The organism is Myxococcus sp. CA033 (assembly GCF_013336625.1).
GTDB classification, from domain to species: domain Bacteria; phylum Myxococcota; class Myxococcia; order Myxococcales; family Myxococcaceae; genus Myxococcus; species Myxococcus llanfairpwllgwyngyllgogerychwyrndrobwllllantysiliogogogochensis.
This window is the reverse complement of the sequence record NZ_JABUMU010000006.1, coordinates 1-20,246: the sequence shown is the minus strand read 5'-3', so window position 1 is coordinate 20,246 and position 20,246 is coordinate 1. Positions and strand designations below refer to the sequence as shown.

At 68.7% G+C, this 20,246-nt stretch carries 19 protein-coding genes; 14 read left to right on the top strand and 5 right to left on the bottom strand.

Annotation, left to right across the window (positions count from 1 at the left end):
- Positions 1-184 precede the first annotated feature (184 nt).
- Complete coding sequence (locus tag HUA78_RS17435) at positions 185-394, top strand: hypothetical protein (protein ID WP_174454956.1); 210 nt, start codon at positions 185-187, stop codon at positions 392-394.
- Between the two features lie 31 nt (positions 395-425).
- Here HUA78_RS17435 and HUA78_RS17430 read toward each other — a convergent pair whose 3' ends face one another.
- Together HUA78_RS17430 and HUA78_RS17425 are read right to left on the bottom strand one after the other, a co-directional pair.
- Positions 426-1,097: a YggS family pyridoxal phosphate-dependent enzyme gene (locus HUA78_RS17430; protein ID WP_174454957.1), complete on the bottom strand. Its 672-nt coding sequence runs from the start codon at positions 1,095-1,097 to the stop codon at positions 426-428.
- Between the two features lie 2 nt (positions 1,098-1,099).
- Positions 1,100-1,693: a nucleoside triphosphate pyrophosphatase gene (locus tag HUA78_RS17425; protein WP_174454958.1), complete on the bottom strand. Its 594-nt coding sequence runs from the start codon at positions 1,691-1,693 to the stop codon at positions 1,100-1,102.
- Positions 1,694-1,751: 58 nt separating this feature from the next.
- Between HUA78_RS17425 and HUA78_RS17420 the strand changes: the two genes are divergently transcribed.
- The gene (locus HUA78_RS17420) at positions 1,752-2,849 is read left to right on the top strand and encodes a diguanylate cyclase (protein ID WP_174454959.1); all 1,098 of its coding nucleotides are present in this window, start codon (positions 1,752-1,754) and stop codon (positions 2,847-2,849) included.
- Positions 2,850-2,934: 85 nt separating this feature from the next.
- On the opposite strand, the gene HUA78_RS17415 is transcribed toward HUA78_RS17420, so the two are convergent.
- On the bottom strand, positions 2,935-4,506 hold the full coding sequence (locus HUA78_RS17415) for a SurA N-terminal domain-containing protein (protein ID WP_174461902.1): 1,572 nt from the start codon (positions 4,504-4,506) through the stop codon (positions 2,935-2,937).
- 218 nt (positions 4,507-4,724) lie between these two features.
- On the opposite strand from HUA78_RS17415, the gene mreC reads away from it, so the two are divergent.
- From mreC to HUA78_RS17390, 5 genes are all read left to right on the top strand, one after another.
- Positions 4,725-5,585 carry a rod shape-determining protein MreC gene (mreC, locus tag HUA78_RS17410; RefSeq protein ID WP_174454961.1) on the top strand — a complete coding sequence of 287 codons (861 nt, stop codon included), beginning with the start codon at positions 4,725-4,727 and terminating at the stop codon, positions 5,583-5,585.
- A complete protein-coding gene (locus HUA78_RS17405; protein ID WP_174461903.1) occupies positions 5,582-6,082 on the top strand; it encodes a hypothetical protein in 501 nt (166 codons plus the stop codon). The genes mreC and HUA78_RS17405 overlap by 4 nt, the downstream gene beginning before the upstream one ends.
- Entirely contained in the window at positions 6,079-8,121 is a 2,043-nt protein-coding gene (gene mrdA, locus HUA78_RS17400; protein WP_174454962.1) for a penicillin-binding protein 2, read from the top strand. Before HUA78_RS17405 ends, mrdA begins: the two co-directional genes overlap by 4 nt.
- Positions 8,105-9,256, top strand: coding sequence for a rod shape-determining protein RodA (gene rodA, locus HUA78_RS17395; RefSeq protein ID WP_141648961.1), 1,152 nt, complete (start codon positions 8,105-8,107; stop codon positions 9,254-9,256). Before mrdA ends, rodA begins: the two co-directional genes overlap by 17 nt.
- A gap of 145 nt (positions 9,257-9,401) precedes the next feature.
- Positions 9,402-10,076 (top strand): PilZ domain-containing protein, encoded by a 675-nt coding sequence (locus HUA78_RS17390; RefSeq protein WP_141648960.1) that lies wholly within the window; start codon positions 9,402-9,404, stop codon positions 10,074-10,076.
- A 118-nt stretch (positions 10,077-10,194) separates the two neighbouring features.
- On the opposite strand, the gene HUA78_RS17385 is transcribed toward HUA78_RS17390, so the two are convergent.
- Together HUA78_RS17385 and trxA are read right to left on the bottom strand one after the other, a co-directional pair.
- Complete coding sequence (locus HUA78_RS17385) at positions 10,195-10,515, bottom strand: hypothetical protein (RefSeq protein ID WP_141648959.1); 321 nt, start codon at positions 10,513-10,515, stop codon at positions 10,195-10,197.
- A gap of 565 nt (positions 10,516-11,080) precedes the next feature.
- Positions 11,081-11,410: a thioredoxin gene (trxA, locus tag HUA78_RS17380; RefSeq protein WP_174454963.1), complete on the bottom strand. Its 330-nt coding sequence runs from the start codon at positions 11,408-11,410 to the stop codon at positions 11,081-11,083.
- 184 nt (positions 11,411-11,594) lie between these two features.
- Between trxA and HUA78_RS17375 the strand changes: the two genes are divergently transcribed.
- From HUA78_RS17375 to HUA78_RS17345, 7 genes are all read left to right on the top strand, one after another.
- Positions 11,595-11,975 carry a hypothetical protein gene (locus HUA78_RS17375; RefSeq protein ID WP_141648957.1) on the top strand — a complete coding sequence of 127 codons (381 nt, stop codon included), beginning with the start codon at positions 11,595-11,597 and terminating at the stop codon, positions 11,973-11,975.
- Positions 11,976-12,008: 33 nt separating this feature from the next.
- Positions 12,009-12,824: an inner membrane protein YpjD gene (locus HUA78_RS17370; RefSeq protein ID WP_141648956.1), complete on the top strand. Its 816-nt coding sequence runs from the start codon at positions 12,009-12,011 to the stop codon at positions 12,822-12,824.
- A gap of 2 nt (positions 12,825-12,826) precedes the next feature.
- Entirely contained in the window at positions 12,827-14,158 is a 1,332-nt protein-coding gene (hemA, locus tag HUA78_RS17365; RefSeq protein WP_174476761.1) for a glutamyl-tRNA reductase, read from the top strand.
- Positions 14,155-15,093 carry a hydroxymethylbilane synthase gene (gene hemC / locus HUA78_RS17360; RefSeq protein WP_174476760.1) on the top strand — a complete coding sequence of 313 codons (939 nt, stop codon included), beginning with the start codon at positions 14,155-14,157 and terminating at the stop codon, positions 15,091-15,093. Before hemA ends, hemC begins: the two co-directional genes overlap by 4 nt.
- A gap of 12 nt (positions 15,094-15,105) precedes the next feature.
- Entirely contained in the window at positions 15,106-15,867 is a 762-nt protein-coding gene (locus HUA78_RS17355) for a uroporphyrinogen-III synthase (protein ID WP_174461905.1), read from the top strand.
- A gap of 233 nt (positions 15,868-16,100) precedes the next feature.
- Positions 16,101-17,897: an adhesin gene (locus tag HUA78_RS17350; protein WP_174476759.1), complete on the top strand. Its 1,797-nt coding sequence runs from the start codon at positions 16,101-16,103 to the stop codon at positions 17,895-17,897.
- A complete protein-coding gene (locus tag HUA78_RS17345; protein WP_217441818.1) occupies positions 17,882-19,726 on the top strand; it encodes a GspE/PulE family protein in 1,845 nt (614 codons plus the stop codon). The genes HUA78_RS17350 and HUA78_RS17345 overlap by 16 nt, the downstream gene beginning before the upstream one ends.
- Positions 19,727-20,246 lie beyond the last annotated feature (520 nt).

Here is a 20,246-nt window from a genome sequence, read left to right as displayed (position 1 = left end):
GTGGGGGCGACGCAAGGGCCGAGCGGGGACGCAGTCTCGCACGCGAGGGCCCCCGGGCGCCTCTTCGCGGCCCAGGCCCGGCCGCCCTCCAGCAAGCCGGCCATGTCCACCGGCCGACACCGCTGCTAGCCTTCCGAACTGGCGCCTACAGGTAGGCGGCGCCTTGCCACGGAGGCACGGGAACATGGCCGGCAACTACGACTTCGACGATGACGACCACAAGGAATCGGCCCCGGTGGGGAAGAACAAGGAGTTCGACTGCCCGGGCTGCGACGCCAACAACCCCGTGCCTGACGGCTTCGGGGACGGTGACGAGCTGCGCTGCAACTACTGCGGGTGCGAATACAGCGTTCGCATCGGCGCGGAAGGCCGCATGAAGTTCAAGGAGATCTGAGGCGGCCCGCCAGCGAGCCAGCTCGGTCGTCTCAGGTCCGCTCGCCGAAGATGGCGGTGCCCACGCGCACCAGCGTCGCGCCCGCCTCGATGGCCAGCTCGAAGTCGTGCGTGGTGCCCATGGACAACTCGGTCAGCGCGTGGCGTTGCCCGAGCTCGTGCAGCGCCTGGAAGTAGCCGCGCGCGCGGGCCTCGTCGTCGGTGGGCGGGGGCAGGGACATCAGTCCCACCAGCCGCAGCCCGGGCAGCTCGCGCACCTGCGCCAGGAAGTCGGGCAGCGCCGAGGGCTCCAGGCCGGACTTGGTGGCCTCGCCGCCCACGTTGACCTCGACGTAGCAGGGCAGGGGAGCCAGGCCCTCGCGCCGCTTGGACAGCTCGCGCGCCACTTCCAGCCGCTCCAGGGCGTGGAAGGTGCTGGCCACCTTCGCCACGTACTTCACCTTGTTGGTCTGCAGGGGGCCAATCGCGTGCCAGCGCAGCCCCTCCAGGTCCGCCAGCTCCACGGCCTTGTCCCGCAGCTCCTGCGCGTAGTTCTCCCCGAAGTCGCGCTGGCCCGCGGCGTAGGCCTCGCGGATCAGCGCCGCGGGCTTCAGCTTGGAGACCGCCACCAGCGTCACCGACTCCACGGGGCGCCCCGCGCGAGCACACGCGGAGGTCACCCGCGCTCGCACCGACGCCAGCCGCTCCGCGACGTCAGAGCCCATGGTCATCGCTTCCAGGCCAGGGGCACGCCGGCGCGCTCGAGCAGCGCGAGCGTTTCCCCCAGGGGGAGTCCGACGACGTTGGTGGGGCTTCCGTCCACGGTGGCGACGAGGAAGCCGCCCTTGCCCTGGATGGCGTAGGCGCCCGCCCGGTCCACGGGCTCTCCGGTGCCGACGTACCAGGCGATCTCCGCTGCGCTCAGTTCCCGGAACGTGACGCGGGTGCGCACGACGAGCGCCTCCTCGTGGCGGCCCGCGAGCGCGACACCGGTGTGGACGTCATGCGTCCTGCCGGACAGTCGGCCGAGCATGGCGCGGGCCTCGGCCGGGTCCTGGGGCTTGCCCAGGAGCTCCGAGCCCAGGGCCACGGTGGTGTCCGCGGCCAGCACCCAGGCGCCTGGGGAGCGGGCGGCCACGACGGCGGCCTTCTCGCGGGCCAGCCGGAGGACGTAGGGGCCTGCCTCCTCGCCAGGGCGGGGTGTCTCGTCGATGTCCGCCGCGGAGACGGTAAAAGTGAGACCCAGTTGCGACAGGAAGTCCCTGCGGCGGGGAGAACCGGAGGCCAGGACGAGCAACGTTTGATCAGCGTGCGTGTGCATGTTACGGCTCCAGGCGTCGCGTCCTTAGCAGACTTGCGCCTCGGAGTGGACTCTACGGATGAATCCCGCGGACCTCCTGTCGGCCATGAAGCGGACAGTGGAACAACTGGCCGCCTTCAACGAGATGGCGAAGGCGTTGACGTCCACGCTGGAGCTGCGCGAGGTGCTCGCGCTCGTCATGCAGAAGGTCAGCAGCCTGCTGCTGCCCCGCAACTGGTCCCTCATCCTCCAGGATGAGCGCACCGGAAAGCTCTACTTCGAAATCGCCGTGGGCGAGGGAGCGGGCGTCCTCAAGGGCCTGCAACTCAACCCCGGCGAGGGCATCGCCGGCGCCGTCTTCTCCTCGGGCGTGGCCCGGCTGGTCCACGACGTGGGCGGCGACCCCAGCTTCTCGCCCCGCTTCGACGAGGCCTCCGCCTTCCACACCCGCTCCATCCTCGCCGTGCCCCTCTTGTCCCGAGGCCACGTGCTGGGCGTCATCGAACTGGTCAACGGCCCCACGGACCCGCCGTTCTCCAACGACGACCTCACCACCCTCACGGCCATCGCGGACTACGCGGCCATCGCGATCGAGAACGCGCGCAACTTCCGCCGGGTGCAGGAGCTCACCATCACCGACGAGCACACCGGCTGCTACAACGCCCGGCACCTGCGCGCGCTGCTCGACACGGAGGTGAAGCGCTCCGCGCGCTTCCGGCATCCGCTGTCGCTCGTCTTCCTGGACCTGGACCACTTCAAGAGCGTCAACGACCGGCACGGGCACCTGATGGGCAGCGCCACGCTGAAGGAGGTGGGCGACCTGCTCATGTCCCTGGGGCGCAACGGCCTGGACGCCGTCTTCCGCTACGGCGGCGACGAGTTCGCCATCCTCCTGGTGGAGACGGACCAGGACGGCGCGGCCCAGATTGCCCAGCGCGTGTGCGAGGCGTTTCGCGGGCGCTCCTTCCTCCAGGAGCACGGCCTGGACGTGCGCGTCACCGCCAGCGTGGGCGTGGCCACGTTCCCGGATCACGCCACCTCCGCGTTGGAGCTCATCCGCTCGGCGGACTTCGCCATGTATGGGGCCAAGGCCCGGGGCCGGGACGCCATCTGTGTCGCCGAGCCCGGGGGGCCGGATACAGGCAGCGGCAACGGCTCCGATTTCCCGGCGCGCTGAAGCACCTGGCCCGCAAAGGCCGAGGGCCGGGGAGGGGAACACCCTCGGCCCGGCCCTCGTGGGACTGCGTCGTGCGGGACGACGACTACCCGGCGCCCACCACCGAGTCGATGGCCTCGGTGTTCGTCACGACGTTGCCGTTCTTCTTCAGTGCCTTGAGGAAGGACTCCGTCACTTCAATCTGCTTGGCCTGCTGGGCCTGGGCACGCAGGGTGTCCTTCTTCGCCTCGAAGCCCACGGCGTCCGGCTTCTGGCGCTCCACCACTTGCGCCACCACGAAGCCCTCGCCCACGGGGAACGTCTCACCCAGCACCTGGGGACTGGTGGCCGCGAAGGCCGCCTTCACCAGCGCGGGCGCGGGGCCCAGGTGCGGCACGGCCTCACCCTCGGCGGTGAAGCTGTCCGTCTCCACGGCCTCCGGACGCGTCTCCGTCTCGAAGCGCAAGAGCGCGGGCTGCTCCTTCTCCGGCGGGAACAGCTCCTTCAGCGTCTTGCCGCCCTGCACGGTGGCCAGCGCCTTCTCGGCCTCCGTCTTCGCCAGCTCCTTGGCGCGCTCCTGCTTGTAGAGCGTGGTGGCGATCTCGTCCTGGACCTCCTCCAGCTTCTTGTCCTGCGCCGGCTGCTTCTCCTCGACCTTCACGAGGTGCACGCCGAACTTCGTCTCCACCGGCTGCGTGACGCCGCCCGCGGTGAGCGCGAAGGCCGCGTCCGCCAGCGCCGGCTCCCAGCTGCCGCGCTCCACCCAGCCCAGGTCGCCGCCGCGCGCCTTGCTGCCCGGGTCTTCGCTGCTCTCGCGGGCGACCGTGGCGAAGTCCTTGCCGCCGTCGATCTCCTTCTTGAGCGCCTCCGCCTTCTTGAGCGCCTCCGCCTTCTGCTCGGCGGTGGCCTCCGGGGGCAGCTTCACCAGCACCTGACGGGCGCGGATACGCTCGGGCTGCTGGTACACGAAGCGGTTGGCCTCGTAGTAGTCCTTGATCTCCTTCTCGTGCGCCTTCTTCCAGTCCGCCAGCTGCGCGGGCGTGGGCGCCGTCACCTTGTCCGCGAACATGGTGGGCAGGAAGCGCGCGAAGACGACCTTGGCCTGGTTGCCGTCCTTCTCGTAGCGGGCCCGGACCTCGTCATCGGAGACGACCGCGTTGGCGCGGACGACCTCGATCATCTTCTGCGCGGCCAGCTGGCGGCGCAGCTCGGTCTCGAACTCCTGGGGCGTCTTCCGGTAGAAGTCGCGCAGTACTTGCTGGTAGCGCGAGAAGTCGAACCCGCCCTCCTTGGCGTGAAAGTCCGTGTTCTGGTGGATGAGCTTGCGCAGCTCCTCGTCGGACGGGGTGATGCCACGCTGCTCGGCCGCCTGGGCCAGGAGCTCCGTGTTCACCAACCTGTCCATCACCTGGTTGTGCATGCCGAATTGCCGGGCCACGGACTCGGGGATGGGGCTGCCCTGCGATCGCAGGAAGCTCATCTGCCGGGCCCAGGCCGTGGCGAAGTCGCGCAGCGGGATTTCCTTGCCGTTCACCTTGGCCACCGAGCCCGGCGCCGTGGTGGCGGGACCCGTGGAGCCGAAGCCGGAGCTGCCCGGCCCGAACGAAAGCGTGAACACCACCGCGATGCCGATGATGAACAGCAGGGAAAAGACCTTCCGGGGGTTCAGACCGTCCATTGTCGTCACTTCGAGAGCAAACGCGCCGAGAAAAGTCGTGCGGAAGGACTCGCGACGCGGTGTTGTTGGTAGCCCGGCCGAAGGGTGGTTGACCTGCGGCCACCCCCGTCACAGGGCCTTGACTGCCTAGGACACTGCACCGGAAAATGCAAGCGATTTAGAGAGTTTAGCCGGACCCCCACCCTCCGCACTTCCCTCCCACCCCGGAATTCCCCTCTGTGCTGTCGCTCCTCAAGCGATATCGGCGCCCCCTCATGGTCGGCGTCCTGCTGCTCTACCCGCTGGTCGCCTTCCTGCTGAGCGGGCGAAAGGGCAGGGACCCCAACCCCATCGACCGGGCGGTCATCGCGGTGACGTCGCCCGTCCAGCAGGTGCTCACGGCCTCCATCGAGGGTTCGGTGTCGGCGGTGCGGCACTACCTGGATTTGCGCGGGGTGCGGCAGGAGAATGACGCCCTGCGGTTGGAGAACCTCCAGCTCCGGGCCTCGGTGCAGGCGCTGGGCGAGTCGCGCACGGAGAACGAGCGGTTGCGCAAGCTGTTGGGCTACGCGGAGGCCGCGGCGGGGCCGGAGATTCCGGCGCGGGTGGTGGGCGTCAATCCGGTGGCCAAGCTCTTGTCGGTGCGCATCAGCGCGGGGGAGAAGGAGGGCGTCTTCCGGGGCATGTCGGTGGTGACGCCGGATGGAATCGTGGGACAGGTCATCCGGGCCACGGGGAGCTATTCGGACGTGGCGCTGGTGACGGACTCCCAGAGCCGGGTGGCGGTGCGGGTGCAGCGCTCCAGGGCGCGGGGCACGGCGTCGGGTGCTGGCAGCGGACCTTTGAAGCTGGAGAACATGCTGCGCACCGAGGACGTGGACAACGGAGACCTCATCATCACCTCGGGCACGGATGGCATCTACCCACCGGGGCTGGTGGTGGGCCGGGTGACCCATCTAGAGAAGAAGGAACACGGCATGTTCCAGGGTGGGGACATCGTGCCGGCGGTGGACACCAGCAAGCTGGAAGAGGTGTTGGTGGTGGGCAGTCCCTACAGCGCGATGGCGCAGGGCAGCGCGGCGGAGGGTGCGTCGAAATGAAGTTCCTGGTGACGGTGGGCATCGCGCTGGCGCTGCTCACGTTGGAGTCCGTGGTCGTCAAGCAGGCGGGCCTGGTGCTGGGCCGCATCGACGTCACCGTGGTGCTGGTGGCGTTCCTCGCCCTGCGCGCCACGCTGCTGGAAGGCGCCTTCTCCGCGTTCGCGGTGGGCTACCTGTTGGACTTGATGAGTGGCCAGCCCACGGGGCTGTTCACCTTCCTCGCCGTCTTCACCTTCCTGGTGGGGCGGCTCGTGTCGACCTTCGTGGACGTGCGAGGCGGCCTGTCCTTCGCGCTGTTCGCCATGGGCGCGGACGTGGGGCACGGCCTTCTGGCGGCCTTCTTCACCTGGCTGACGGTGAAGGACGGTGGCACGGGGCCGGTGCTGGCGGGGCTGCCCGTGCAGGTGGCGCTCACCGGAGCCGCGGCCCTGGCGCTCTTCCCGTTGCTGCGGCGCTTCGAGGCGGCGCAGGACCGTCCGGCGGGGTTGCTGAGGTGACACCTCCGACGCTGGGCAACACGACGCCGGGCCGCGAGCTGCGCCGGCGCTTCCTGTGGCTGGGCCTGGCCATGACGGTGTTGCTGGGCGTGTTGTCCATCCAGCTCTACCGGCTGCAAATCACCCGGGGCGAGGAGTACTCCGCCAAGAGCGTGGCCAACTTCGTCAAGGAGGTGCGCCTGCGCGCCGACCGCGGCGTCATCAAGGACGCGCGCGGCACCATCCTCGTCGACAGCCGCCCGTCCTTCGACGCCGTCGTCACACCCGCCTTCTGCACCGACTGCTCCGAGCAGGTCATCCCCCGGCTGGCGGAGCTGCTCCAGTGGGACGCCGACCAGGCGAAGAAGGTGGAGGACCTGGTGCGCCAGGGCCGGCGCAACGCGCCCTTCCAGCCCGTGCCGGTGCGCGTGGACCTGACGCGGGACGAGTACGACCGGCTGGCCGCCCGCCGCGACATCCTGGACGGCGTGGAAGTGGCCCCCGTGCCGCACCGCCACTACCGGACCAACACGGTGCTGTCGCACGTGCTGGGCTACATGAACGAAATCACCCAGGAGGAGCTGGAGCGCCTCAACGGCGACGGCTCGCGCTACGCGCTGGGGGACTACATCGGTCGTCGCGGCCTGGAGCGCTACTTCGAGCAGCGCCTGCGCGGCCAGGACGGCGTGCGCAAGGAAGTGGTCAACGCGCGCGGCCAGAAGATTGAAGAGCTCAACGTCAAGCTGGGCGACAACGCCGTGGTGCAGCCCCAGGCGGGCAGCAACCTGGTCCTGTCCATCGACATGCGCCTGCAGGAAGAGGCCGAGCGCGCCTTTCCCGGCGTGACGGGCGCTGTCGTCGCCATCGACGTGCACACGGGCTTCATCCGCGCGCTGGTGTCGCGGCCCGGCTTCGACCCCAACCTCCTGACGGGCCGCGTGACGCCCACGCAGATGGCGCAACTGTCCAGAGACCCGCTGGAGCCCATGGTCAACCGCGTGGCCGCGGAGCACTACAGCCCGGGCTCCACGTTCAAGGTCGTCACCGCGCTCGCGGCGTTCAAGTCCGGCGCCTTCCGTCCGGAGACGGTGGTGAACTGCCCGGGTGGTTACCGGCTGGGCGCGCGCACCTGGCGCTGCCACCTGGACCGCGGCCACGGCCCGGTCAACGGCCTGGACGCGATGAAGAGCTCGTGTGACACGTGGTTCTACAAAGTGGCGGACACCATCGGCCTGGACCCCATTGGAGAGATGGGCAAGTCGCTGGGCCTGGGCAGCCCCACCGGCATCAGCGTGGTGGCGGAAGTGCCGGGCATCATGCCGACCAGCGCGTACCACGACAAAGCCTCCCCGGGTGGCTACACCAAGGGCATGGCGCTCAACAGCGCCATCGGCCAGGGCGACAACAACGTCACGCCGCTCCAGCTCGCGCTGATGTACGCGGCCATCGCCAATGGCGGCACGCTCTACAAGCCGCAGATGGTCCAGCGGCTGGAGAACCTGGACGGGCAGGTGGTCCAGGAGTTCAAGCCGGAGGTCGTCCGTCGGGTGGAGCTCCCCCCGGCGCACCTCAAGTCCGTCATCGAGGGCCTGGTGAAGGTGGCCCACGAGCCGGGCGGCACCTCCTACCGCTCACGCCTCAAGGGCATGCGCGACTTGGACGTCCTCGTCGCGGCGAAGACGGGCACCGCCCAGGTGGCGCGCCTGGGCGCCATCCGCCTCAGGACGCACCAGATGAGCTACTTCGAGAGAGACCATGCCTGGTTCGCGGGCTTCGCCCCGGCGGACAAGCCGGAGATCGCCGTCGTCGTGCTCAACGAGCACGGTGGTCACGGTGGCGTGGATGCCGCGCCGACGGCGATGGCCGTCATCCAGAAGTACCTGGACCTGAAGAAGCTGGATGCCTCGGCGCCGCCGCCGCGCCCCAATCAGCCCTACACCCCCTCGGTGCTGCGCGCGCCGTCTCCGGACGAGGCGGCCCTGACGCGCGGGGTGAAGCCCCCGAAGCTGCTGCCGGGCGACGAAGAGGCCTTGGAGGACACCCATGCAACTCCGGATTGAGCGGCGGATGGTGCCCCACGTTCCCTGGGGCCTCATCATCTGCGTGCTGGGCGTGTCGCTCCTGGGCATCTGGAACCTCGCCTCGGCGTCGCGTCCTCCGCTCGCGCCGGTGTGGTCCAGCCAGGCGCTCTACCTGGGGCTGGGCGTCGTCGCCGTGCTGGTGGTGTGTCTGGTGGACTACCGCTGGATTCAGCGCATGGCGATGCCCATCTACGTCGCCAACATCCTGGCGCTCATCGCGCTGCGCTTCATCGGCCACACGGCCAAGGGCGCGGAGAGCTGGTTCGTCATCGGCCCGTTCCGCCTCCAGCCCGCGGAGTTCATGAAGATTGGCGTCGTGCTGATGCTGGCCAAGGTCTACCACGACGACTTCCGCCCCAATGAGCCGTCCTACGGCCTGGTCCGTCTGTGGAAGCCGGTCCTCGTCGTGGGCGTGCCCTTCGTCCTCGTGCTCGTCCAGCCGGACCTGGGCACCGCGCTGATGATTGGCCTGTCCTCGCTCACCGTCATCCTCTTCGGCAAGGTGCGCTGGTACCTGGTGGCCACGCTCGTCGCGGCCATCCTCGCGGGCGCCATCGTCATCTGGAACGACTACGTGCGCGACGTGCCAGAGCCCCGGCCCACCATCGTCCGGCACCACCTGAAGAAGCACCAGAGTCAGCGCATCTCAGGCTGGTTGGACCCGGAGGCGGACCTGCGCGGCAGCGGGTACCACGCGGCCCAGTCGAAAATCGCGGTGGGCAGCGGCGGTGTGTCCGGCAAGGGCTGGCGCGAGGGCACCCAGACGGGCCTGCGCTTCCTGCCCGAGCAGCACACCGACTTCATCTTCTCCGTCTGGGCGGAGGAGCACGGCTTCGTGCTGTGCACGCTCCTGCTCGTCCTCTACGGCGCCATCTTCATCTTCGGCCTGGGCGTGGGGTTCAACGCCCGCGACAGGTTCGGCGCCTTCGTGGCCGTGGGCGTCGTCGCCATGCTCTTCTGGCAGGTGTTCGAGAACATCGGCATGGTCATCGGCCTGCTCCCCGTGACGGGAATTACCCTGCCGCTGATGAGTTATGGCGGGTCTTCCATGATGTCCGTGATGCTCAGCATTGGCTTGTTGGTGAACATCAGCATGCGGCGTCACATGTTCTGAGACGTCGCGAGCCGCGACGCTCGAACCGGTGCTCCGAAGAGAAGGACGGCGAGGAGCGCTCGGCGGCTGCTCGCGGGTGGTGTATGAATCACCCCACCAATTCCGGGGGGAGGGCGAGTCCCTCTCGGGCCGGTGGAGGTCAGGCATGCAGAGGAAGGTCGGGCAGAAGGTGAGTGGGAGTGTCCGCGTGGCGGAGATTCCCGTGGCGGCGAGGGACGTGAAGCCCCCGGCGCCAGCGCCCGTGGCGCGGGCCCCCGTCGTGGTGAAGGACGAGGTCCGAAAACCGGCGGCGTCGCTGCCGACGTTCTCGCCCCTCATCGAGCGCAACCAGGGGGAGCCGGAGCACCGGGAGTTTCCCCGGGCGCAGCTGACGACGCGTTTCGAGGTCTGGGTGGATGACGCGGAAGGCGGGCGGCGCTTCGCCGCGAGCCTGGCCTCCATCAACGTCAGCGTCAGCGGGGCCTTCCTGGAGAGCACCTTCTACCTGCCCATGGGCACGGTGCTGGGCGTGAGCTTCTCGCTGGAGCCAGGCGCCTCGCCGGTGCGGGCGCGGGCGGAAATCGTCCGGGAGGAGCGTGAGGACGGCCCCGAGGGACGCAGCGGCTTCGGCATCCGCTTCCTCGACTTCAGTGGACAGACGGAGGTCGCCCTGGCGCGGCTCTTCGTGGGGGCCCGGCTGCGAGCCTTCGCGGAAGACTACCTGCACTCCCAGCGGGCGCGTTCGCTGCCCAACGAACTGGAGCGCGTGGTGGATGTCCTTTCGGCGTGGGAGCTGCTCAAGGCGACGAGCACCGAAGCGGACCCCTGGCAGGCCAAATAACGCCTGACACCCCACTCCGAGGGTCGGCCAGCCATGGAAGGGTGGGGGGGATTTGCTGGAGACACGGATTGAGGAGCGGCTCGCCCAGGGCCGTGGGCGCCACCGCGAACCGCCTGTCTCAGGCGGGCTTGCCACCCGCCAGCAGGCGTCGCCGCTCCGCCTGGTAATGCGCTGAACACAGTCCCTTCGAGCGCTGCTCCCGCGTGCAGTCCGGCATGGTGCAGCGCCGGTCTGATGCCACCATGTTGCCCGCAAGGGCCTTGGGCGGACGGCCACGGCGACGGCTTGCCGCCATGCCGTTGCTGTTGCCACCCGTGGGAATGCCCTGGTTCATCGCCCGGAGGACGCCTCGGCCAATCGCATCGCCAAGCGCTTCCGCCCAATTCACCAATGCGGGGGTCAGGGGGACCTTCGACAACTCCTTACGTGGTCGTGCCATGAAAACTCCCGTGAAAACAGTCAAAACAAACAAGGCTTCCAATGCGCCTATTTGGCGGTGGATGTCAACGCTGTCAATACAACCAGGGAGGGGTCTCGTCTGACTCGCAAAACCCGCGCGGAAAATTGATGACAAGACTGCAAAGGGATACGTGTTTCCCGCAGGCGTGGCGGACGAGCATTCGGTATCCGCGCTGTATTTGTCCGCAGGGGTGAAAATGACGCGGAGTCTGAGAAATCGCTGAAGGCTCGTCACGACAACGTCGCGCGAGTCGATTCGGGTGTTGGGTTGGATTGAGTCAGTGCCGCGGCAGGGCAAAGCCGCTGCTCCAACGGTTCCGGGCTCGCGAGAAGGATCCGCTGACAAGCCATGCTTCGTGGAGTCAGTCCGTGGAACGAACGGGGCGGGCATCACGCCGGCCAGAGGCGCTCGGGGGGACGCTGGAACTCATCCCACGACCCGACAGCGCGAAAGGGCGACAGTGCCCTTGGGGTGACAACAAGGCCGGGCGAGGCGCGACGTGGGACTCGAGGTCCTCACGTGCGCACAGGCCCGGCGAAGCGGCCTACAGCGCCTTCTTGATGGCGTCTTCGATGCGCGCCTTGGGGACGGCGCCGACAATCTGCTCCACGACCTTGCCGCCCTTGAAGAGCAGCAGCGTGGGGATGGACCGGATGTTGTAGTCCTGCGGCGTTTGCTGGTTGTCGTCGATGTTCATCTTGGTGAACTTCACCTGACCGCCATACTGGGTGGCGAGCGCGTCGATGGACGGGGCGATGGCGCGGCACGGCGCGCACCAGGTCGCCCAGAAATCCACCAGCACGGGCTCCTGGGAGTCCAGCACCAGCTGCTTGAAGTCGCCATCTCCGACCGCCTTCACGTTGTCGCCTGCCATGGTGTCTCCTTCGGGCCCTCTCCGGCCTGCACGGCGCGTCGTCTAGTACGTGCCCCGGGAGCCTGCAAGAATCGGCGGACCGTCAGCCGATCTGCCAGAAATGATGCGGTGGACAAGCGGGGGTTTCACCCGTCATTCCGAACGGCTCCCCATAGAAGCCCGGCGCTGGTGTAGGCTGGCGGGCGTGACGAAGCTCTTTCTGCCCCAGTCCCAGCTCGAGGAGTGGGCACTGGCCGACAAAGCGGACGTGCGGGATGGCCGGCTGGTGGTCATGGCCGAGGGCGGCACCGCCTTCGCCGTCTCTCCCGCCGTGCATTTCCTGCAACTCGTGTCGGGCGAGGACACCCACGGTCTGGTGGCCAAGGTGAAGACCGAGGAGCAGCTCTCCCGCCTGGGGGCCGAGCAGATGGCCGACTCGGTGCTGGTGGGGGAGTCCGCCTACGAGGTCGTTCCAGGGTATGTGACGGAGGTGCCCTCCGGGGCGCCGAAGCCGGAGGCGGCGGGCAAGAAACCCGATTCGGAGACCGACCTGTTGGCGGCGTTCCTTCTCAACAAGATGGGCTGATTCGCTCGTCTGTCACGGTTATTGCCTGAATCCATGAGCCACACGCTCGTATCGCTCGCCTGCCACGCCTACGGCATCGCCGCCGTGGCCTATCTGGCCTACCTGGTCCGCCAGTCGGACGCGCTGGCCATGGCCGGGCGCGTGCTGGTGGGTGGGGGGCTCGTGCTGCACGGGGTGGCCCTGTTCGAACTGCTGGGGGCCCAGTCCGGCCGCCCCGTGGGGATGGCCCAGGGCTTCTCCACGCTGGCCTTCCTGCTGCTGGCCATCTTCCTGGCGCTGGATGTGCGCTACCGCCGCCCCGTCATTGGCGCGTTCCTCACCCCGCTGGCGGTGACGGTGCTGATACCCGGGCTCTTGATGCACGGAGGGCAGTCGCCGCTTCCGCCGGGGGTGCGACAGCCGCTGCTTCCGCTGCACATCACCCTGGCGTTGCTGGGGCTGGCGGCGTTCGCGGTGGCCGCGGGCGTGGGCGTCATGTACCTGTTGATGGAGCGGCAGGTGCGCGCCAAGCGCTTCGGCCTGCTCTTCTCCCGGCTGCCGTCGCTGGAGTTCCTCGACACCCTCAATCGGCGTTTGGTGGTGTGGGGCTTCATCGCGCTGTCCATCACCCTGGCGACGGGCGCGTTCTTCGTCGCCACGACGGTGGGCTGGCAGTGGGACGGCAAGTCGATTGCCACGGTGGTGGCGTGGGCCGTCTTCGCCGCGCTCGTCAACGCGCGCATCTTCGCGGGCTGGAGGGGGCGCCGGGTGGCGTTGCTGACCATGGCGGGGTTCTGTCTGGTGCTGGTGTCGTTCCTCACTTCGTACGACGTGACGACGAGCACGGCGGCCGCCCTGAGGATTCCCTGAGTATGGAGCTCGTCTGCATTGGCCTGTCCCACCGTACGGCGCCCCTGGTGGTGCGCGAGCGGTTGGCCCTGTCCGAGACGCGTCAGGTGGAGGTGCTCCAGCGGCTGGCCCAGTCGCCGGTGGAGGTGCTCTGGGTGTCCACCTGCAACCGCGTGGAGGTGTATCTGTCCGCGCCGGACGGGCTGGTGGCTCGGGAGCGCGCGGTGATGGAGCTCCAGGCGCTCGGCGGTGAAGAGGCGTTGGAGCACCTGTACGAGCACCGCGGCGAGGCGGCCCTCATCCACCTGTTCCGCGTGGCCTCCAGCCTGGACTCCATGGTGCTGGGCGAGGCGCAGATTCTCGGGCAGGTGAAGGACGCCTTCGAGCGAGGGCAGGGCGCGGGGGCGGTGCGGGGTGAATTGACGCGGGCGTGCGCGGCGGCGTTCGGGTGTGCCAAGCGCGTGCGCACGGAGACGGCCATCGGCCGCGCGGCGACGTCCATGGCGTCCGCGGCGGTGCAACTGGCCAGCAAGGTGTTCGACGGCTTGAAGGGCAAGACGGTGCTGGTCGTGGGAGCGGGGGAGATGGGAGAGCTGGCGGCGCGCCATCTGCAGCAGGCGGGCGCGACGAAGCTGTTCATCACCAACCGGACGTTGGCTCGCGCCGAGGCGCTGGCGACGGAGGTGGGTGGGGTGGCGCGTCCCTTCGAGGAGCTGTTCACGCTCCTGGGGGCCGCGGACGTGGTGGTGTGCAGCACCGCGTCGCCCGTGCCCCTCTTCACGCGGGAGAACGTGAGCGCGGTGGGCAAGGGGCGCAAGGGCCGGCCGCTGTTCATGGTGGACCTGGCGGTGCCTCGAGACATCGACCCGGGGGTGGGCACGCTGGACTGGGTGCACGCCTACGACGTGGACGACATCCAGAAGTTCGTCGCGGACAACGCTGCCGCGCGCGCCGAGGAGGCGCACAAGGCGGGCGTGCTGGTGGCGCAGGAGGTGGCTCGCTTCGTCAAGGAGCGCGCGCTGCGCGAGGGAATGCCGGTGCTCGCGAGGCTGCGGCAGCGCGCGGAGGCGATTGCCCGCTCGGAAGTGGAGCGCACGTTGACGGCGTTGGGTGACGGGCTGACGGACAAGCAGCGCAAGAGCATCGAGGCCATGGGGCGCGCCATCGTGAACAAGCTGTTGCATGAGCCCACCTCGCGACTGCGCGCCGTGGGGCCGGAGGGCGAGGGCAACCGGCTGGCGGGTGCCGCCGCGGAGCTGTTCGGTCTGCTGGAGGCGGAGCTCGAGGCGGCGGACGCGGCTTCTTCCGCCCTGGCCCCTGTCCCACAACAGGTCGCCACGGGGGCGAAGCGATGAAGTCCGTGCGCATCGCCACCCGACAGAGTCCGCTGGCGCTCTGGCAAGCGCGACATGTGGGAGCGCTCCTGGCCGCGCATCATCCCGGCCTGGAGGTGTCCTTCGTGGAGATGACCACCGCGGGAGACCGCTTCCTGTCCGCGCCGCTGTCCGCGGTGGGCGGCAAAGGCCTGTTCGTGAAGGAAATCGAGCAGGCGCTCATCGACGGTCGCGCCGACCTCGCGGTGCACAGCCTGAAGGACATGACGTCCGAGCTGCCGGAGGGCCTGGTGCTCGCGGCGGTGCCGACGCGCGAGGACCCTCGCGATGCCTTCTGTGGCTTGGAGGGACAGACGCTGGACTCGTTGCCACAGGGCGCGCGCGTGGGCACGTCGTCGCTGCGTCGCAGCTGCATCCTGCGTTCGCGTCGGCCGGACCTCGAAATCGTCAGCGTGCGTGGCAACGTGCAGACGCGTTTGCAGAAGACGAAGGAGCTGGGGCTCGCGGGCGCGGTGCTGGCGTATGCGGGACTCAAGCGTCTGGGCCTGGAGGGTGTCATCACTCAGGTGTTGTCCACCGAGGTGAGCCTGCCCGCGGTGGGGCAGGGCGTGCTCGCCATCCAGTGCAGAGGTGCCGATGCGCGGGTGTGTGGGCTGCTTGCCCCGCTGGAGGATGCGACGACTCGGGTGGCGGTGACGGCCGAGCGCGCGCTGCTGGCGAAGCTCGAGGGGGGGTGCACCGTGCCGCTGGCGGGGCACGCCACGGTGTCCGAGGGCATGGTGCACCTGCGCGGACTCGTGGGCCGGCCGGATGGCGCACGGGTGGTGCGGGGCGAGGTCCGTGGGCCCGTGGCACAGGCGCGGGAGCTGGGCGAGGCGCTGGCCGAGGACCTGCTGTCGCAGGGCGCGGCGGACATCCTGCGTGATTTCGCTCGCCGCCCGGACGCACGGCCCTAGACTGTCGCCCGCGTGGAACGGCGACTGGAAGGCATCCGAGTCTTGGTGACGCGCCCGCGTGAGCGGGCCGAGGAGCTGTGCTTTCTCCTGGAGGACGAGGGCGCGGAAGTGCTCAGCCTGCCACTGCTGGAGTTGCGTCCTCCGGAGGACCCTCGGCCGCTGGCGTCCGCCGCCGAGCACATCCAGCGCTATCGCTGGGTGGTGTTCGCGAGTCCCTCCTCGGTGGACGCGCTGATGGATGCGCTGCGCGAGGCGGGCACGGCGCAGCGGCTCGCCCGCGTGAAGCTGGCGGCGGTGGGGCCTCGCACGGCGCGCGCCGTGAGGGGTTATGGCCTGGACGTCGCCGCGGAGCCGGATGAGGGGACAGGGGAAGCGCTCTTCGAGGTACTCAAGGACGCGCTCCAGTCGGGTGACGAGGTGTTGTTGCCCGCGGCGGAAGAGGGACGGCGCGAACTCGAGGATGCATTGCGAGACGCGGGCGTGCTCGTCACCCGCGTGACGGCCTATCGCTCTCTTCCAGCGGAGCTTTCGCCAGAGGCGCTGGAGCTGCTCGCCGGTTCACCGCCGGACGTCGCGGTGTTCGCCTCGCCGCGCACCGTCGAGGCCTTCCTGGAAGCGGCGGGTCGCGAGCGGCTGGGGCCCGCGCGAGTGGTGGCGATTGGCCCCACCACGGCGTCCGCACTGGAGCAACTCGGTCTGCCTGCCACCGCCGTCGCGGAGAAGCCCACGCCCGAGGCGCTGGTGGATGCCACGGTCCGCGCGGTGCGCGGGTAGCTCACGGAAGTTGGCCTCGGCTGTCGCGGAGCGTCCTCGGCCCGAGTCGTGGGTGGATGCCACGGTCCGCGCTATGTGCGGGTAGCCCGGGGGATTCGGCCTTGCCCGTCGCGGGAGGCGGCCCCGCTTGAGTCACGGGTGTGAGCCTCCGCGCCGTTCGCGGGTAGACTGTCCTTCCCGTCGACGTCCGGGCGAATGCGTACCCGGGGATGGTCGACGTGGAGGGGTCTTCGATGATTCGGGGTTCGCAGCGGAGCGCCGTCGTACTCGGGTTGTTGTTGTCCGTCACCGCGGCGGCGCAACAGGTGTTGGAATACAAGGACCTGGGCCACCGGGTGCTCAGCACTCCCGCGGACCCCTTCGTCTTCTACGTGGACGGCCGCCAGGCACAGCCCGCGGGCAATGACCTCAACCTCGTGGTGGCCGCCAGCCGCGCGGCGGCCCAGACGTGGCAGGTGAGCTGCTCGTGGCCGACCTTCTCCTTCCCCCAGGACGGTGGCGTGGCCACGACGGGCTCGCCCATGGCGAACGTCAATGACCCCACCGATCGCTTCAACGTGGTGCCCGTCTGGGTGACGAGCGCGAGCGACCCGCGCTACACGGACACGCTCAATGGCGGGGACAGGCCCTCCGCCGCGCGTCCGCTGACCTTCAGCGGCTACGTGTACCAGTGCGACATCTTCCTCAACGCCGTGGACTTCACCTGGTCCACGCTGACGCCCACGCCCGCGGGCCAATACGACATCCAGAGTGTGCTGACGCACGAGATTGGCCACTGCCTGGGCCTGGGCGACTCCTTCGAGGCCATTGGCGCGGTGATGTTCTTCGACATTCCGAGGGGCGAGAGCCGACGCCAGCTCGCGGACTACGACAGGACGGCGCTGTGCCGCTTCTATCCGAAGACGGGCGCCGTCGGTTCGCCCTGTGACACCACCGCGTGCACCACTGGCCTGACGTGTGTCACCGCTCCGTCCACCGTTTCTGGCGCGGACCTCAAGGTCTGTGCGAAGGGCTGCTTCGGCAGTACCTCCGGCGAGTGTCCGGCCCCCTATGTCTGTCGCGAGTCCACGGCGGTCTCCGGGTACACGCGGGCCTGTCTGCCGGCCCTGCCTGACGGAGTCACCCCCGTGGGGCGCGAGTGCACGCCTGGCCCGAGAAGCTGCGGCAACACGAATGGCGACTGCATCGCCCCGGTGGCCCCTCCGTCTGGCAACGGCGAGTTCGACCGGTGGGACAATGGATACTGCACGGAGACGTGCAGCGGCTCCGGTTCGTGCCCCGCGGGCTCGGAGTGCTCCAACGTGGCCGGGCAGGGCTCCATCTGTCTCAAGGACTGTACGCCCGGTGGCAGTGACTGCCGCCCTGGCTATACCTGTGAGACCCGGCCCGAGGGCGACCTCTGTGTCCCCGGCTGCTATGGCGACCTGGACTGTGACAGCAACTCCGTCTGCCGGACGTGTGACCGTGTCTGTGTTCCGAAGCAGACGGCGGGCAAGCAGGTGGGCGATGCGTGCGCGGCGAACGCCGAGTGCGGCACCAACCAGTACTGCCTCTTCGCGGAAGGGGGCACGCAGGGCGTGTGTGCGCAGCAGTGCTCCGTCTCGGCGTGCGCCTGCCCGGGTGGAACGTCGTGCCAGGTGGTGAACAAGGACGGTGAGCGAGCCTGCGTCCGGGCGTGCTCCACCAGCTCGTGTCCCTCGACGCTGCGGTGTGGCGCGGTGGAGCAGGGGAGCTCCGCCTGCCTGCCTGTCTGTCTTTCCAATCAGGACTGCGCGCCCAACATGCTCTGTGCTTCCGGGGGCACCTGTTACGATCCGCTGGCGCGGCCCGACGCCGGCCCGTGCACGCTGTGCAACGATGGTGGCACCCAGCCGCCACCGCCCGTGGACGCGGGGCCGCCCCAGGGCAGCGTCAATGGTCCGGATGGCTGTGGTTGTACAGGTGCTCCTGTCTCGGCCGCGGCGTTCCTGGGTGGATTGGTCCTGCTGCTGCTGGTGGCGGGAAGGAGACGGACTTGGCACAAGCAGTGAGCGGCTCTGGCAACCCTCCCGCACGGAGCCGGGATGACTTCACCACGCTCTTCGTGCTGGAGGCGTTGGTGGGGCAGGGGCTGCTGACGGCCCAGCAGGCCCAGGAAATCCTCGCGAAGGAGGGGGCCGCGCGAGCGCGAGTCCTCAAGGCGCAGACAGCCGCGAGTGGCAAGGAGGCCGCGCGCTACGACGTGTCGCCGGTGGAGGTGGTGGCGGCCTTCCAGGTGCCCCTGGCCAGTGGCCGGGGCGTGCTGGACGAGGACCGCGTCACGGAGGCCGCCGCGCGCGCCGCGGGCATCGCCTACCGGAAGATCGACCCGCTCAAGCTGGACATGACGCTTGCCACGCGAACGGTGTCCCGGCCGTATGCGCAGAAGCACGTGTTGCTTCCGCTGGAGCGTACGGCGCAGGGGCGGTTGTTGGTGGCGGTGGCCAACCCGTTCGACCGGGAGCTGTTCGAGAGCTTCCATCGCCTCACCAGTCTCCCGGTGGAGCCGGTGCTGAGCTCGAAGGCGGACATCCTCAAGTCCATCTCCGACATCTACGGTTTCAAGAAGACGCTGGCCCGCGCGGCGGATGACTTCAGCGTGGCGGCGGGTGGGGGGCAGCTCTCCAACTTCGAGCAGCTCGTGTCGCTCAGCGGCACGCAGGAGTTGGAGGCGTCGGACCGGCCCGTGGTGCAGGCGGTGGACTATCTGCTGCGCTATGCCTTCGACAACCGCGCTTCGGATATCCACATCGAGCCCAAGCGGGCCACCAGTGTGGTTCGGTTGCGCATCGACGGTGTGTTGCACCCGGTGTACTCGTTGCCGGCGCAGGTGCATCCGCCGATTGTGTCGCGCGTGAAGATGCTCTCGCGCATCGACATCTCCGAGAAGCGCAAGCCCCAGGACGGGCGTATCAAGACGGAGCGGGACGGGCGTGAGGTGGAGTTGCGTGTCAGCACGCTGCCCACGGCCTTTGGCGAGAAGGTGGTCATTCGCATCTTCGACCCGGAGACGCTGGTGCAGGACATCGCCCAGCTCGGGTTCGAGCCGGACGAGAAGAGCTCCTTCGAGTCGTGGATTGACCAGCCCCACGGCCTCATCCTCGTCACGGGGCCGACGGGCAGTGGCAAGACGACGACGCTCTACTCGGCGCTCAAGGCGCTCGCGGGCCCGGACGTCAATGTCACCACGATTGAAGACCCTATCGAGATGGTGTGGGACGCCTTCAATCAGGTGCAGGTGCAGCCCAAGCTGGGGCTCGATTTCGCGAGCGCGCTGCGCCACATCCTGCGTCAGGACCCGGACGTCATCATGGTGGGTGAGATTCGTGACCAGGAGACGGCGGAGAACGCCATCCAGTCCGCGCTCACCGGACACCTCGTCCTCTCCACGTTGCACACCAACGACGCGCTGGGCGCCGTGGCGCGCATGAGGGATTTGGGCGTCCCGTCGTTCCTCCTGGCACAGAGCTTGTTGGGCGTCATGGCCCAGCGACTGCTGCGGCGCGTGTGCAGTCATTGCGCGGAGGAGGCGACGCTGACTCCAGATGAGCTCCTCGCGCTTCAGGCGCCGCTGCCCTTGTTGCCGGGTGGGGTGCGCCTGCTGAAGGGCGCGGGCTGCGTGCGCTGCCGAGGCACCGGTTACGTGGGCCGCACGGGCGTCTTCGAAATCGTCACCACGAATGGAGAGCTGCGCGAGCAGATTTCACGCGAGGCTCCCTACGAGAAGCTCGTGGAAGTGGCTCGGCGCGGAGGGATGCGCACGTTGCGCGAGGCCGCCGTGCGCAAGCTGGCGCAGGGCCTCACTGCCTTCGACGAAGTGGTGCGCATGACTTCGGCGTGAGGCGGGACGTGGACAGGCCTCCCGCCGGAAAGGTGGGGGCCTGCAATCACCCGGTGTCAGGCGGGGCAGGTGAAGCGCGCGTGCCTGTGATTGAAGGTGGGGCAACGCCGCCTTGAATCAAGAACGAGAAATCCGCAGCTGCTGAATTTGCATGGAATGGCATGCCCAACGACAGTCATCGCCATTGCGAGAGTGCCCGTTCGGTACTCGCTGGTCGCTGAACTGTGGCTCGGTGATATGCAGATGGGCGAGGTCGCTGCTCTGTGTCCGGCGCAAGAAACCACTCGGGGCTGTATGATGAGTGGCACGGAACGCGACGAGATTGGCCTGAGATGGCCTCAAGATTGATGACACTTATCGACGTCGAACGCCTCACCGGTGGTGGCAAAAAAACTACGCTGGCAAATATGGCCTGAGCCCGGGGTGTTGCCCCTCTGAGAATGGGAGGAACGCCATGGCACGAACGACAGCCCGCCCCCTCGCCACCCGCGAGGTGAGAATCGACAGCGAGCGCCGGCCT

Bases quoted from the DNA above. Each gene is read 5' to 3' on its own strand.
- HUA78_RS17435 (WP_174454956.1), top strand. From the start codon at position 185: ATGGCCGGCAACTACGACTTCGACGATGACGACCACAAGGAATCGGCC.
- HUA78_RS17430 (WP_174454957.1), bottom strand. From the start codon at position 1,097: ATGGGCTCTGACGTCGCGGAGCGGCTGGCGTCGGTGCGAGCGCGGGTG.
- HUA78_RS17425 (WP_174454958.1), bottom strand. From the start codon at position 1,693: ATGCACACGCACGCTGATCAAACGTTGCTCGTCCTGGCCTCCGGTTCT.
- HUA78_RS17420 (WP_174454959.1), top strand. From the start codon at position 1,752: ATGAATCCCGCGGACCTCCTGTCGGCCATGAAGCGGACAGTGGAACAA.
- HUA78_RS17415 (WP_174461902.1), bottom strand. From the start codon at position 4,506: ATGGACGGTCTGAACCCCCGGAAGGTCTTTTCCCTGCTGTTCATCATC.
- HUA78_RS17405 (WP_174461903.1), top strand. From the start codon at position 5,582: ATGAAGTTCCTGGTGACGGTGGGCATCGCGCTGGCGCTGCTCACGTTG.
- rodA (WP_141648961.1), top strand. From the start codon at position 8,105: ATGCAACTCCGGATTGAGCGGCGGATGGTGCCCCACGTTCCCTGGGGC.
- HUA78_RS17390 (WP_141648960.1), top strand. From the start codon at position 9,402: ATGCAGAGGAAGGTCGGGCAGAAGGTGAGTGGGAGTGTCCGCGTGGCG.
- HUA78_RS17385 (WP_141648959.1), bottom strand. From the start codon at position 10,515: ATGGCACGACCACGTAAGGAGTTGTCGAAGGTCCCCCTGACCCCCGCA.
- trxA (WP_174454963.1), bottom strand. From the start codon at position 11,410: ATGGCAGGCGACAACGTGAAGGCGGTCGGAGATGGCGACTTCAAGCAG.
- HUA78_RS17370 (WP_141648956.1), top strand. From the start codon at position 12,009: ATGAGCCACACGCTCGTATCGCTCGCCTGCCACGCCTACGGCATCGCC.
- hemA (WP_174476761.1), top strand. From the start codon at position 12,827: ATGGAGCTCGTCTGCATTGGCCTGTCCCACCGTACGGCGCCCCTGGTG.
- hemC (WP_174476760.1), top strand. From the start codon at position 14,155: ATGAAGTCCGTGCGCATCGCCACCCGACAGAGTCCGCTGGCGCTCTGG.
- HUA78_RS17350 (WP_174476759.1), top strand. From the start codon at position 16,101: ATGATTCGGGGTTCGCAGCGGAGCGCCGTCGTACTCGGGTTGTTGTTG.